The sequence below is a fragment of the Pseudomonas gingeri genome (assembly GCF_013385425.1).
GTDB classification, from domain to species: Bacteria; Pseudomonadota; Gammaproteobacteria; order Pseudomonadales; family Pseudomonadaceae; genus Aquipseudomonas; species Aquipseudomonas gingeri_D.
In genome coordinates, this window is sequence record NZ_JACAQA010000028.1 from 81,467 (window position 1) to 95,582 (window position 14,116).

13 protein-coding genes are annotated in these 14,116 nt (G+C 61.5%); 3 read left to right on the forward strand and 10 right to left on the reverse strand.

Going from position 1 to position 14,116, the window contains the following annotated elements; translation table 11 throughout:
• Positions 1-129: 129 nt before the first annotated feature.
• Positions 130-549, reverse strand: a complete 420-nt coding sequence (locus tag HX830_RS26635) for a hypothetical protein (protein WP_152739906.1) — start codon at positions 547-549, stop codon at positions 130-132.
• 537 nt (positions 550-1,086) lie between these two features.
• On the opposite strand from HX830_RS26635, the gene HX830_RS26640 reads away from it, so the two are divergent.
• Entirely contained in the window at positions 1,087-2,931 is a 1,845-nt protein-coding gene (locus HX830_RS26640) for a DAHL domain-containing protein (RefSeq protein WP_177103653.1), read from the forward strand.
• Positions 2,932-3,016: 85 nt separating this feature from the next.
• Complete coding sequence (locus HX830_RS26645) at positions 3,017-3,595, forward strand: DUF4337 domain-containing protein (RefSeq protein ID WP_177103655.1); 579 nt, start codon at positions 3,017-3,019, stop codon at positions 3,593-3,595.
• A 69-nt stretch (positions 3,596-3,664) separates the two neighbouring features.
• On the opposite strand, the gene HX830_RS26650 is transcribed toward HX830_RS26645, so the two are convergent.
• The 8 genes from HX830_RS26650 to HX830_RS26685 form a co-directional block, all read right to left on the reverse strand.
• Positions 3,665-3,988: a hypothetical protein gene (locus HX830_RS26650; protein WP_177103657.1), complete on the reverse strand. Its 324-nt coding sequence runs from the start codon at positions 3,986-3,988 to the stop codon at positions 3,665-3,667.
• Between the two features lie 333 nt (positions 3,989-4,321).
• Positions 4,322-5,644 (reverse strand): ABC transporter ATP-binding protein, encoded by a 1,323-nt coding sequence (locus tag HX830_RS26655; protein ID WP_103495575.1) that lies wholly within the window; start codon positions 5,642-5,644, stop codon positions 4,322-4,324.
• A gap of 14 nt (positions 5,645-5,658) precedes the next feature.
• Positions 5,659-7,407: an ABC transporter permease gene (locus HX830_RS26660; RefSeq protein WP_177103659.1), complete on the reverse strand. Its 1,749-nt coding sequence runs from the start codon at positions 7,405-7,407 to the stop codon at positions 5,659-5,661.
• A gap of 352 nt (positions 7,408-7,759) precedes the next feature.
• A complete protein-coding gene (locus HX830_RS26665) occupies positions 7,760-8,524 on the reverse strand; it encodes an ABC transporter permease (protein WP_103499682.1) in 765 nt (254 codons plus the stop codon).
• On the reverse strand, positions 8,524-9,723 hold the full coding sequence (locus HX830_RS26670) for an ABC transporter substrate-binding protein (protein ID WP_177103661.1): 1,200 nt from the start codon (positions 9,721-9,723) through the stop codon (positions 8,524-8,526). The genes HX830_RS26665 and HX830_RS26670 overlap by 1 nt, the downstream gene beginning before the upstream one ends.
• Positions 9,710-10,531 (reverse strand): ABC transporter ATP-binding protein, encoded by an 822-nt coding sequence (locus HX830_RS26675; RefSeq protein ID WP_177103663.1) that lies wholly within the window; start codon positions 10,529-10,531, stop codon positions 9,710-9,712. Before HX830_RS26675 ends, HX830_RS26670 begins: the two co-directional genes overlap by 14 nt.
• Positions 10,528-11,598 (reverse strand): acyl-CoA dehydrogenase family protein, encoded by a 1,071-nt coding sequence (locus HX830_RS26680; RefSeq protein WP_177103667.1) that lies wholly within the window; start codon positions 11,596-11,598, stop codon positions 10,528-10,530. The genes HX830_RS26675 and HX830_RS26680 overlap by 4 nt, the downstream gene beginning before the upstream one ends.
• A 49-nt stretch (positions 11,599-11,647) precedes the next feature.
• Complete coding sequence (locus HX830_RS26685) at positions 11,648-12,208, reverse strand: carboxymuconolactone decarboxylase family protein (protein WP_152739898.1); 561 nt, start codon at positions 12,206-12,208, stop codon at positions 11,648-11,650.
• Between the two features lie 105 nt (positions 12,209-12,313).
• Here HX830_RS26685 and HX830_RS26690 point away from each other — a divergent pair, with 105 nt between their 5' ends.
• Positions 12,314-13,225, forward strand: a complete 912-nt coding sequence (locus HX830_RS26690) for an AraC family transcriptional regulator (protein WP_177103669.1) — start codon at positions 12,314-12,316, stop codon at positions 13,223-13,225.
• A gap of 195 nt (positions 13,226-13,420) precedes the next feature.
• On the opposite strand, the gene HX830_RS26695 is transcribed toward HX830_RS26690, so the two are convergent.
• Positions 13,421-13,768: a DUF6124 family protein gene (locus HX830_RS26695; RefSeq protein ID WP_177103561.1), complete on the reverse strand. Its 348-nt coding sequence runs from the start codon at positions 13,766-13,768 to the stop codon at positions 13,421-13,423.
• Between the last annotated feature and the right edge of the window lie 348 nt (positions 13,769-14,116).

The following is a 14,116-nucleotide window of genomic DNA, read 5'->3' on the forward strand; positions in this document are numbered from 1 at the left end:
CATTATCTATGGATTAAGGAATTGGCAGAGCTTATTAACTAATAGTTTATAAACGCCTTAACACTTAGCTAATTGAATTCTATCTAGCCCCCGCCACGGCTTCCGCCCGCCGGAAAGATGACGAAACATTCATGAAACATGGTTTCCTCTAACGGGCAGTGCTGATCTCACCGAGCAACGGCGGGCTGTACCACACTCCTTTTCAGCAAAATCAAAATTTCTTCTTGATGCTACCCTCAGCCGTGTTCGGAGTGCGGCTGGCCGGGACCGAAGGGGGGAATCGCCTATTTCTTCATTCGGCAGCTCTGGATACTCCTTATCGACAACAAGTTGATTTGTGAAATGCTTTTCACCCAACGCCTCATTAAAGGCTGACGCCAAGTCGCGCACGGGCTGAGCGTGTGCCTGAGAAGTAAATCCTCCGACAAAGCAGACCGTAACACCCCATAAAAATGACACAAGTACTTTTCGCCCATACAACACAAGCCCAACCGCAACACCATCAGCCACAACGTCATCCTTTACCAGGTCATTGAACACCCCGTTCATATCAATCTCCTCGAAAACCCATGTGTCACACTTAAAACCGTTTTCATAAATCAGCCTGCCCCAAACCCTCAGGCTGCCTACTGTCAGAGATGACAGTAGGCGTTCCCTTGATTAAGGCTCAGTCTTTTCCCATAGGTATGGAGCCTGGCGATTCATCATGAGGATACGTTCATGAAACTGAATAAACCGTCCATCACCGGCGTCTTCAATATTGTCATTTTTTGTCTGGCCCTCTCCGGACTCAGCGCTGCGGCCCAGGCGGCCTTGCTGGATGAAGGCAGCGCCGGCGGCAACAGTTGCACGCCCGCCTCGGTCAGCGGAACTGATCGTGCCGATCACCCCGCGGGTGATCACCGACAACAGCGAGGCCCGCCAGATCACCGACGAATACCGTCAGCAGTTGCAGTTGATGAAACCCCTGGAGCCCCCCGCCCATGCAAAGAAATGACACTTTTCCAGCACTTGCAGACCCAGCGGCACTACACTTTGCGAAAAGAGCCCGAAGCCGCCACGTCAACCGGACACAGGAAGTACGCAATGATGCGATGGAGCCGATACAGAAGTGCGGCGCTGGTCACCCTGTTTGCCATTCTGGTCAGCCTCCTGGCGTTCCTGCTGATCAAGGCCTTTTCCCGGGAAACCTCCACCTATTTCGAGTCCCGCGACCTGCTCCGCCAGCTCAAGCAGCTGGATGCCAGGCTCGACGCGAAGATTCTCAAGACCCGCATCAGCGACGAATACAATTACAACCTGCTGGCCATCCCCATCGCCGATTCCAGCCGACGCTGGGACCAGTTGGTCGTGCAGAACAGCTCCCTGGACAACTCCAGCATCTGGCAGGCGCGCAAGAAGGCCTACCTCGACGCCACGGCGGAAAAGAACAAGCTGATCGAGCAGTTCCAGGCCCACAACACCGCCTTGCGCGATGACCTGGAAACCCTGTCGGCGATCGAAGACACCGTCCAGACCGACCTGGAACCCTTCAGCGCCGAACACCCGGTGGAAACCCTGAGCGTGCTCTACAGCGCCTCGAAGCTGACCTTGAGCGCCCTGGAATATGCGCAGCACGTGTCCAATGGCAAAGCCGACAAGATCGAACGGCAGATCCAGCACCTGGCGGCACAAAAGACCAGCCTGCCGGCGGCCCTGGGCCCGTCCATCGACAAGCTGATCGCCCAGGCCAATGTGGTGGTCAGCGAACAACCCCAGGTCAATGATCTGCTGGACCGCATCGGCTTTATCCCGGTGGCCGCCAGCCTCGACGGCATCAACGAACTGTTGAATGAAATCCAGCGCCGCGCCGAGCTCCAGGACCGCCAGTACCTGATCTATCTCAGCGTGTGCGCGGCGCTGATGGCCGTGCTGGTGTTCTACCTGATCATTCGCCAGTTGCGCAGCTATGCGCTGATCAATCAGATGAACAGCGCCTTGCAGCTGTCCAACGACCGCCTCGAACAGCGTGTCGAAGAACGCACCCGCGAACTCAAGGAAGCCCAGAGTGAGCTGATGGACGCCGCGCGCACGGCCGGCATGGCGGAAATCGCGACCAACGTCCTGCATAACGTCGGCAACGTGCTCAACAGCGTGAACATCTCCGCCGATCTGGTGACCCGCAAGATCCGCTCCAGCAAGGCCCAGGGACTGACCAAGGCGGTACAGTTGATGAACGAGCACGCCGACGACCTGGGGGACTTTGTCAGCCGTGACGAAAAAGGCAAGCTGCTGCCCGCCTACCTCAACCAGCTGGCCGCGGCCGTCGCCACCGAGCAGACCGAGATCATCCAGGAACTGGCGCAACTGAGTAAAAGCGTCGACCACATCAAGGAAATCGTCGCCACCCAGCAATCCTATGCCGGCGCGGCCAAGCTGCTGGAAGCGGTGAACATCACCGACCTGTTCGAAGATGCCCTGCGCATGAACTCGGGGGCCCTGAACCGGCACAAGGTCACGGTGCTCAAGGACTACCACCCGGTCCCGACCTTTCTCGGCGACAAGCACCGGCTGCTGCTGATCCTGATCAACCTGATCAGCAACGCCAAGTACGCGGTGTCGGACCTGACCAACCGCGACCGGGACATCACCCTGGGCGTGCGGGTGGTCGACGGCAAGACCCTGCGCATCAGCGTCAAGGATGAAGGCGAAGGCATTGCGCCGGAAAACCTCGCGCGGATCTTCACCCATGGTTTCACCACCCGCAAGGACGGTCACGGCTTCGGTTTGCACAGCTGCGCCCTGGCGGCGCTCGAGATGGACGGCCGCCTCTACGTGCACAGTGACGGCCCGGGCAGGGGCGCCCTGTTCACCCTGGATATCCCCCTGCAAACCATCCATATGCAAGACGAGCATCCTGCGGCGAACGCCTCCCCGACCTCGGCCTATTAGAATATTCATCAATGAGAGAGAGCCATCCGCCAGCACTCGCTTTACACTTTGTCCCCGCCCTTCTTCACCCAAAGATCCGTCCCCGATGACCGAAAACTTCGAAGTCCCAAGCCCTCACGAAAAACACGTCGAACACACCACCGAACACGCCCATGCCCGTGGAGACGGCTTTGCCAGCCGGATCGCGGTGATGACCGCGATCATGGCCACGATTGGCGCCATGCTCAGCTACCAGGCGGGCTCCACGGAAAGCGAAGCGGCGATGGACAAGAACAACGCCGCGATCCTCAAGACCGAAGCCGCCAACCAGTGGAACTACTACCAGGCCAAGTCCAGCCGGCAGAACCTCTCGGAAATGGCCAGCCATATCCCGGGCCTGGACGCCGCGCACTACACAGCCGAGGTCGAGCGCTACAAGAAGGAAAAGGAAGTCGTGCGGCAGAAAGCCGAGGGCCTGGAAGCCAAGAGTCGCGAGTGGGATGACAAATCCGAGCAGGTCCTGCACCAGCACCATCGCTGGGCCCAGGCGATGACGGCGATCCAGATTGCCATTTCGCTGGCGGCGATCACCTTGCTGACCCGCAAGGAATGGCTCAAGCGCATGGCCTACACCGCGGCGGGTGTCAGCGTGGTGCTCGGCGGCCTGGCCGCGGCACATATCTGAAACGGTAACGCCCGACATCAGTCAACCCGGCACCGCCCGGGCTGACTGATGAAGCCATATGACCGCGGCTTACGCCTTGGTGTTGATGGTTTCCCCGATCGGCTGGCCGCTGCCGTTGGAAACGGCTTTCGGCGCGGCGGTGGCCGTGGTGTTGTGATGCTGGTGCTTTTGCAGCAGCTTCTGCGCTACGCGGTCGCCATGGCTGGCTTCCTGGGCGGTTTCTGCAGCGGTTTCGGTTGCTTCCTTCGTGGCCGCCGCAAGCGCGGTGAGGGCTGGGGTAGCAGTGCTGGCGGTGGTGCTGGAAGTTTTCTGCGCGGGTGTCGGGGTCGCCTGGGACTGACCGGCAATACGCACAGAGACTGGATTTGCAGCCGGAATTGCGCCGATGGACATCGGACTCTCCTTAAGTTGGGATCAGCAGACGTGCCCGGCCATGACTTGGACTGGAGCACGGTTCACTACTTACTGTCTCGACCCTTAAAACTGGCCCGCCTCCGAAACCACCGGAGGCGAGGGAGAGATTGATCCTCGGCATGTACCCGATCCGTTACGATCAGGTGAAAACTTCGTATATCCCGGATTTGCGAAGGGTTTGCAGTCAGGTACAAACAGGCCTGCACACCGCAGAATCTGTGGGAGCCGGCTTGCCGGCGATGGCGTCCGAATGGACAGCGCAAGGCTCAAGGGCCTCATCGCTGCAAGCCAGCTCCTACAGGGGTTGCGTTATCAGATCTCGCCTTCCACGTCTTCCAGGCTGAAGGTCTCGGTGGTGTCGTTGTAGGAGAAGATCTCGGCATAACGCCCCCAGCTGATCACGCTTTCCAGGGTCTGCTCGACGAAGTCTTCGCTGAGGGAGTCTTCCAGTTCCTGTTCGAAACGCACCCGCGGCGCCCAGTGCCCGTTACGCTCCTGCAACACCTGGCGAATCCGCGCCGCCAGGGGCACGGTGCGCAGCAGATGCTCGGCAAACATCACCTTGCGTTCCTGGGTACCGTCTTCGGCAAAACGCTTGCCCGCATCGGTGAGCTTGATATCGGCCCCGCGCAGTTCGGCAAAACCCAGGTGCTCGAGCATCTCGGCCACCGGAAACAGGTCATCGACTTCCAGCAGCAAGCGCTCGGCGACGTTCGGCAAACCGGCATGGCCATGGTACGGCTCGGCCGCCAGGGCTTCGATCAGACCGGCCATCAGGTTGGTCGGCACTTCCGGCAGGCGGCTGCCCAGTTGCAGCTCAGCCTTGCCGGTGCGTTCGTCGGCACTGCGACGGTTGGTCATCAGCGCGTAGATATCGTCGACCATCTTGCGGAAGATCGGGTCCAGGCGGTTGCGCGGGTGGGCGAACGGCACCTTGATCTGCGCCACGACGCGTCCCGGGTTGGACGACAGCACCAGGATGCGGTCGCACATCAGCACCGCTTCCTCGATGTTGTGGGTCACGATCAGGATCGACTTGATCGGTAGTTGGCCGCCGCTCCACAGCTCCAGCAGGTCGGTCCGCAGGTTTTCCGCGGTGAGCACGTCGAGGGCGGAAAACGGCTCGTCCATCAGCAGCAGGGTCGGGTTGACCACCAGGCCGCGGGCAAAACCCACGCGCTGGCGCATGCCACCGGACAGCTCGCGCGGATAGGCGTTCTCGAAACCGTCGAGACCGATCAGGTCGATGGCCGCCAGTGCGCGCTTGCGCGCTTCCTTGGGCTCGACCTGCAAGGCCTGCAAGCCGGCTTCAACGTTTTCCAGCACGGTCAGCCAGGGAAACAGGGCGAAGGTCTGGAACACCATCGCCACGCCCTTGGCCGGGCCGTCCAGGGCTTCGCCGTTGTAGAGCACTTCGCCGGAAGTCGGCTGGATCAGGCCGGCAATGATCCGCAGCAAGGTCGACTTGCCGGAGCCCGAGCGCCCCAGCAGCCCGACAACTTCGCCTTCGTGCAGGTGCAGGTCGACTTCGCTGAGTACCTGACGCTCATCCTTGCCGTTGCCAAAGCCCTTGCTCACATTGGTGAGCGAGTAGATTTCGCGGGCGCTGCTGGTGTATTCGATATGACTGTTCATAAGAGCGGCTCGGATTAATTCAGACGAAGTTTGTTTTCGGCGATGGCGTACATCGGCCGCCAGAGCAGACGGTTGAAGGCCACCACAAAGACCGACATGACCACGACGCCCAGGGTGATTTTCGGAAAGTCGCCAGCGGCCGTAGTCTGGGCGATATAAGCCCCCAGGCCATGGGCCACGACCTTGTCCTGGCCCCAGGAAACGAACTCGGAAACGATACTGGCGTTCCACGCACCACCGGAGGCGGTGATCGCACCGGTCACGTAATACGGGAAGATCCCCGGCAACATGACCTTGCGCCACCACTGCCAGCCACGGATATGGAAGTTCGCGGCGGCTTCACGGAAGTCGTTGGGGAAGGCGCTGGCCCCGGCAATCACGTTGAACAGGATGTACCACTGGGTCCCGAGCACGATCAGCGGGCTCAGCCAGATATCCGGGTTCAGGTTGTAGTGCAGGATCACGATGACGAACACCGGGAACAGCAGGTTCGCCGGGAACGCCGCGAGGAACTGCGCCAAGGGCTGGATCTTCTCGGCCAGATGCGGACGCAGGCCGATCATCACCCCCAGCGGCACCCAGATCAGCGAAGCCACGGCGATCAGCAAGGTCACCCGGACCAGGGTGATTGCCCCCAGGCCAATGACTTCGCCGACATCGGCGAGGGTCACTTCACTACCGACATAAATAGCGATGTGGTACAGCGCATAGGCCGCGAGCAAGGTGATGAAGCCCCCCCAGACCCAGTCGATCATCCGCGACGTCGAGGGGCTGGGCGCACTGGCCCGGGACTTGAGCCGGGGCAAGGGCAGGCTCAGGCGCATATGGCCGACGCGGGTGAAGAAACGTGAAATCGGCCGGATCAGACGCTGAATGATCCGGGTCCGCTGGATCAGGTTGAGCACCCAGGACTCCGGCGCGCCGCCCTGGGCCGCGGTGTCTTCCATGCGGAACTTGTCCGCCCAGGCCACCAGCGGCCGGAACAGGAACTGGTCGTAGACCAGGATCACCACCACCATCGCCAGGATCACATAACCCACGGCGGTGAGGTCACGCTGTTCGATGGCGGTGGCCAGGTAGGAACCGATGCCCGGTAGGGTGATGGTCTTGTCGCCGACGGTAATCGCTTCCGACGCCACCACGAAGAACCAGCCGCCGGACATGCTCATCATCATGTTCCAGATCAGCCCGGGCATGGCGAATGGCACGTCAAGCTTCCAGAATTTCTGCCAGCCGGACAGGTGCAGGCTCTCGGACACCTCCGTCAGGTCCCGCGGCAGCATGCGCAGCGACTGGTAGAAGCTGAACGTCATGTTCCAGGCCTGGCTGGTGAAGATCGCAAAGATCGCCGCGCACTCGGCGCCCAGCACCCGTCCTGGAAACAGCAGGAGAAAGAAGGTCACGGTGAACGAGATATAACCCAGCACCGGCACCGACTGGAGGATATCCAGCACCGGCACCAGCAGTTTCTCGGCGCGTTTGCTCTTGGCCGCCAGGGTCCCGTAGAGAAAGGTGAAGATCAACGCCGCGACCATCGCCGCGAGCATGCGCAGGGTGGTGCGTATGGCATATTCCGGCAGGTTGCCCGGATCAAGGGAAATCACCTGGGTCTGCAAGGTCGAGATCGGTGCCCAGGTTTCCCGCGCGCCGATCGAGAAAAACAGCAGGAAACCCACCACCAGCGGCAGCGCGATCAGGTCCCAGCGATTGGGCAGCAAGCGCCGGGTACTGGCCGGGATGTAATGGCGTAATACTTTATTCATCGTCAATGATTCCAGCAGCGTTCTGAAATACAGGCCCACGAACTCCAGGGTACAAACGCACAAAGCGCTGCGGTGCCGGCAGTCTAAGCACAGCACATTCTGGAGAAGTGGTTGGAAAATCGTCGAAGCAAGGCCACGTACTGAACGCTACAGACTGGATACCGGGGCGACGGCTGCGCACCGGCGGTATCCCTTTGTAAATCCCGCTACGTGGCCTACCGAGAATGGGCAGGGTCCAAGTTCGAATCTCCTGGGGGTGGCGGTTGAAACGTGGGGGGTATGGCTCAGGGCGGAAGTATACATTTCAAAATGTTACAGATATGTATATTCCGCATAATTTGTCAGGTTAGCGTCAGGAATGCGCCCAACGCCGATGCAGGCCGCGCGCCAGGGCATCAAGCATAAAACCCAGCACGCCGATCAACAGCACCATGGCCATCAGCTCCGAATAGGCCAGGCGGTCACGGGTATCGAGGATAAAGTAGCCGAGCCCGGCGCTGACCCCGAGCATTTCGCAGGGCACCAGCACGATCCAGAGAATCCCGATGGACAGCCGCACGCCGGTCAGCACATGGCCGAGCACACCGGGCAGGATGACCTGGCGCAGGGTTTCCCAGCGGGTCGCGCTGAGGCTGCGGCTCAGTTGCAACCAGCGCGGGTCGAGCTGGCGCACCCCGGCCACGGTATTGAGCAGGATCGGCCAGACAGCGGCAAAGGCCAGCAGGAAATAGATCGGCTGGTCACCGACCCCCATCAGCATCACCACCACCGGCATCCAGGACAACGGCGAGATCATCCGCAGAAACTGGAACGCCGGGGTGGTCGCCGCCTCCAGGTGCCGATAGCTGCCAATCAGCAGCCCCAGCGGCACGCCGACCAACAGGGCCAGCAACAGCCCGATCAGAATGCGCTTGAGGCTGACCAGCACGTTTTCATAGAGCTCGGCACGGCCCAGCAGCTCCACCAGGCTGGTCAGTGTCGCTTCGGGCGAGAAGCGCGCCGACAGCCCGTCAGGGCTGCCGAACAGGTGCACGCCCAGCCACCAGAACAGCAGCAGGCAGAACAATCCCGCCAGGCCCAGCCCCCAATGCAGGAGCGATGAGGAAGACTTGCCGATCAAATGCCGAACTCCTCGCTGCGTTCAAAGCTGTCCGGCAAACCGAAGGCCTTGAGCCCGCCCACCGCCGCCAGGCTGTTGCGTACGAAGCGATCGTCCACCAGATCACGGGCGGTCTGCTGCGGATCGAGGCCGGCGAGAAACCCCTTGTCGCCTTCGATCAGGGTGTTCTTCAGGCGCTTGACCAGTTCCTCGGTATAGCTGGGGAACGGGTATGGCTGGAAATCGATGCGCTGCTCGTCCCAGTTGCCGTGCTGGATCGCCCCGCTGGCCAGGTAGGCGTCACGATCGGCGGCATTGGGTACCAACACCCGATTGAGCACCTGCGGGGTGTGGGGGGTGTAGCGATTGGCGCCGTCCTTGGACAGCAACTTGGCCGCCTCGGCGCGGTTGTCACGGGTCCAGAGCTGGGCCTTGACGATGGCGTTGACCACCTTCTGCGACCACTCGGGCCGGTTGTTCAGGTCCTGCTCGTGCATAAACACCACGCAGCAGGCGTGATTGCGCCAGAGATCGCCGGTGAAGCGCTGTACCCGGCCGACCTTCAGTTCCTCGGCCAGGGCATTGAACGGTTCGGCGACGATATAGCCGGCGATGCGTTTGCTGGCCAGGGCCGGCGGCATGTCCGAGGGCGGCAGCACCACCAGGTTGACCTCGTTGGCGGCCAGCACGCTGCTGGCGGGCTTGCTCACCGGTTGCAGGCCGTTGTCGCGCAGCAGTTGCTGGACCACCACGTTGTGGATCGAGTACCAGAACGGAATCGCCACCGACTGCCCGCCCAGTTGTTTGACCTCGGTGATACCCGGCCCCACGGTCAGGCCCGAACCGCCGACATGGTTCCAGGCCACCACCTTGGCCGGCACCTTGCTGCCGTAGCGCGCCCAGACGGTCATCGGCGACAGCAGGTGGATCACGTTGACCTGCCCGGAAATAAACGCCTCGATCACCTGGGCCCAACTGCGCAGCAGCACCGGGCGCTCGGCCTGGATGCCTTCGGCCTCGAACAGGCCGTTGTTATGCGCCACCAGCAACGGCGTGGCATCGGTGATCGGCAGGTAGCCGATGCGCACCGGCGCATTCGGCTCCGACGCGGCACGGGCCTGCAGGCTGTTGAGCAGCGGCAAGGCACCGCCGGCGGTCAGCAAGGCGCTGAGTTTGAGGAAGTCACGACGTGTATGGGTGAAGTCATCCAGGCACATGAGCCATCTCCGACGTTTCGAGCAAAGAATGAGGGGGTGAGGGGCGGCTGGCCCGCCGAAGGGTCTTGAGAATCTCGATACGCAGGGTGCCCAGTTCCTCCACCAGCTCGGCACGCGGCTGAGGCAGGTCGATACGCCACTCGCCGAGGGTCCGCGCCGGGCTGTGGCCCAGTAGCAGGATCCGCTCGGAGAGCAGCAGGGCTTCATCAATGTCGTGGGTGATCAACACCGCCGCCGTGTTGTGCTCGGCGATCACCTTGAGCAGCAGTTGTTGCATATCGGCGCGGGTCACCTCATCCAGGGCGCCGAAAGGCTCGTCGAGAAACAAGACCTGCGGCTGGCGGGCCAGACAGCGGGCCAACGCCGTACGCTGGGCCATGCCGCCGGACAACTGCGCCGGGTACTGGCCTCGGGCGTGTTGCAGGCCGACGGCGGCTATCGCGTGGTCGATCCGCGCCTTGCGCTCCTGGGCATCCAGGTGCGGCTGGCGGGCGAAGTCGAGGCCGAAGGCGACGTTCTTTTCCAGGCTCAACCAGGGCAGCAGGCTGGGGTCCTGAAAGGCCACTGCCACCCGTGGGTGCGGGCCGTCCAGGGGTTCGCCGAGGAAATGCACGCGACCTGCGTGAGCCGTCTGCAAGCCGGCCAGGACCCGCAACAGGCTGGATTTGCCGACGCCGCTGGGGCCGAGGATCGACACCACCTCGCCGGCTTGCAGTTGCAGGTCGAAACCTTCCAGCACCGTTTGCCAGCCCTGTTCGCGGGGGTAACCGAGGCTGATCTGCCGGGCCTCCAGCAGCGGCCCGCTCATGCCGCGGTATCCCGGGCCTGACGTTGCAACTCGGCGCGCAATTGCACCAGGCTCGGGGTGACGATCGGTACAAACGCCGACTCGCGCCAACGCCGGGCGAAGCCACTGCCGTATTCATTCAGATAGGCCTTGCCGCCGCTGGCCTGCAACTCCAGCTGCACCGCCTGGGCGACCGACTCGGCCAGGCCGATGCGGATCTGGAACAAGGCGCTCGGCTGGGCCAGGAAGCGCCCGTCGTGCAGACCGTTCTTGAGTTCCTCCACCGTTTGCTCGAGAGCGTGGCGCTGTTCCAGCAAGGGTTCGCGCAGAATCGAGCGGGTGTCTTGCAGATGGCCGTCCACTTCCTTCAGCGCCTGGCGCGCCAGGCCGATGGCCATGCCGCATTGCAGGCCGAGGAAAGCCGGGCGCACCGCCGGCAGAAAGACCCGGGCATCGTCGTGGAGCAACCAGTCGCGGCTGACTTCCACCCGTTTGAAGTCCAGGGCGGCGGTATTGCTCGACTGCAGGCCCATCAGTTGCAAGTCGTCCGAGCGTTGCAGACCACTCAGGGCATCCGGAATCGCCAGCACGAAGGGTGTGCCGCCCTCCTCCCGTTCGATGGCGGCCGCCACCACAAAACCGCTTTTGCGCAGATTGGTCACCCAATGCAGACGGCCATCCAGGCACCAGCCATCGCCTTGATCGCGGGCCCGCAGTTGCAGCGACTCGATGCCCGAGAGGAACTTCATGGCATTCGACAGTCCGGTGGCGCCGGCCAGTTCGCCGCTGAGCAACGACGGCAGCAGATGCTCGCGCAATGCCGTGTTGGGACTGTGCAGCAGGTACTCGATAAAAGCCCGTTGGCCCCAGAACACAAAGGCCGCCGCCAGGGAATGGCTGGCCACCTGGGCGATGCTTTCCACCGCATCGGCCGCCGTGCCGCCGCTGCCGCCCTGGGCCTCTGGAACGCCGATGCGCAGCACCTTGGCCGTCGCCAATCGGGAAATCACATCCTGTGGGTCGCACTGCCCCAGATCCAGAGCCTGGGCTTGTACGTCGAGCCATTGACTCAGTGCCGGATTGAGCATGTCGTTTTCTCCTTGAAGACAACGTCGAATAATAGCCGACGCCGATGAATCATTGATCTGTCGACTGCCAACGATATTTCGCCAGCTCAGGATTGAGCGGCGTGCGGGCAAAGACATTGGCGAAATTGCACAGTGTGGCCAGGCTTACCCCGAGGATCACTTCCAGGGCGTTGCCCTGGGTGTAGCCGGCAGCGAGGAATTCGCTGAATACCGCGTCGCTGACATTGCCGCGAGTGGCGATCACTTCCCGGGCAAAGGCGGCGAGGACTTCGAGCTTTTCCTGGGGCAGTTCGTCCTGTCCGCGCAGGGCGTCGACCACTTCGGCCGGCAACTTGGCCTTGTTCAAGGCCACCGCCGTGTGCCCGGCAACGCAGAAGTCGCAACCGTGGGTGGTGGCGGCCACCAGTTGCACCACTTCGCGCTCGGCCAGGCTCAGCTCGGCCTTGCCATTGAGCGCCGATACCGTAACGTAGGTTTCCAGCGCCGCCGGTGCATTGGCGAGGACGGCGAGCAGGTTGGGGATAAACCCGGAATTCTTCTGGGCGTTTTCCAGGAAAGGCTTGGCCGCTTCGGGAGCGCTTTGTAGCGTATGGAGAGTGACGCGCGACATGGAGTGGACTCCTGTTGTAGGGTGAGTCCGACAAGTCTGTTGGTTATAAGAATTCCTATCCATATTCAAAAGTAGCGATTCCTTGCTTCTGAGTGTTTCCATTAGATGATTTCGTCGAGTCCACTGGTTGATTGGTTATTAGAAAGCCTGGAACTGGATGCGAGCCTGTTCCATGTGGGCCGGTATTGCGGCGGCTGGCACGCCAGCACCCACGGTTTGGCGCGGGCGAGCTTCCACCTGATCGTGCAGGGTCATTGCTGGCTGCATATTGATGGACAGCAAGAAAGCCTGCGGCTGGAGGCCGGGGATGCGGTGTTTTTGCTGCGGGACCTGGATTATCGGTTGTCGAGTGCTCAAAACAGCGTAGAGGCGCAACGCTTGCCGCGCCAGGCGATGACCGGGCTCGACAGCGCTGCGCAGGATGGCGTGGGGCTGGTGTGCGGGTTCTTTCATTTCAAGTCCGGGCTGTCGTCATTGATTATCGACGGGTTGCCGGACTGGATTGTGCTGCGGGCGGGCGATCCGTCGTTGAGCGCGGCGCGGGCCTTGTTCGAGTTGATCCTGGCCGAGTGCGAACGGGCACCGGCGCCCTCCTCGGCGCTGCTGGAACGCTTGAGTCATTTGTTGTTTCTGTATGTGCTGCGCCAACAGGTGGTGGAGAACCGGAGCCTGGGTGGATTGGTGGCACTGGCCCGGCATCCGGGGTTTGCGCCATTGCTGGAGCAGTTGATCGAACGGCCCGGGGAGAATTGGTCGTTGGAGAGCATGGCGGCCTGTACCGGGATGTCGCGTTCGGCGTTTTTCAAGCGCTTCAACGAACTGGCCGGGCAGTCACCGGGGCAGGTGCTGCTGGCGTTGCGGATGCGTCATGCCAGTCAGTTGCTGCGGGCCAATAACACCGTGGAACAGGTGTGTGCGGCGGTGGGGTATCAGTCGATTGCGGCGTTTACCCGGGCGTTTGCCAAAGCGCTCGGGGTGCAGCCGGGGGCTTATCGGCGGCAGCATGAGGGGCGATGACGCAGCAGCGAAGAGGACCGTGAGATTGCCAAAAGCTTCGCGGGCAAGCCCTGCTCCTACAGGTTTAGGCCGTACCCCAGATTTGTGTTCGACTCCGTCCTGTAGGAGCCTGGCTTGTCGGCGAAGGCGTCGGCGAATATTGCATCACAATCGCTGGCTGCCAAATGAAGGACTGTGTCGCCACCCCCTCCTTGATCAACTAACGCCGCTGGTGAACTCATCCTCCAACACCGAATCCACCCGCCCCTGCGCCAGCTCGATCAGACGCACCACGCCCATCGCCACCTTGCGATCAGGGCCGGTGAGGTTATCGGCATGTTCGTAGGCGGTGGCCGCCGCTGACTCCAGAATCGAACTGGCGTCGACCAGGATTTCTTCACGACTTTCAGGTTCGGCGTTGATCTTGCGGGTTGAATTGGCGCCGCATCGCTTCGGACTCGTACCTTGCGGCAAATTGTAATAAGCCAACGCACGGTCGACGATGTGCGGATCGATGGTTTCGACGCGCAGTGACACAGGAGGGTTGGGCGTGATCTTGAACATGTCTGAAACTCCTAACAGAGATAAGGAGCCGACACCTTCTCGCTTGCACACGAATGAGGGTGGCAGCTGTACGCAGGTGTGCAAGACCAGGTCTGTTAGGACACCCGGCAGACCCGAAGGCCTCCCACGCACAGCCACCATAAAACAGGCGGACTGCAAAAACGCCCAGGCATGACATGGGCGTTGTGCGTCATAACAGAATTCCGGACTTGCACGTCCGTATCACCGTTTTTGCGGTGACAAGATGCAGACTAGCCACCGGTTCTGCCAGGAGCAACAGGGTAGAAGTTTCTAGGAAATTTCACTCAATGGAAAGCGAGCTGTCTTGCAAAATAGGCACAAGACAAC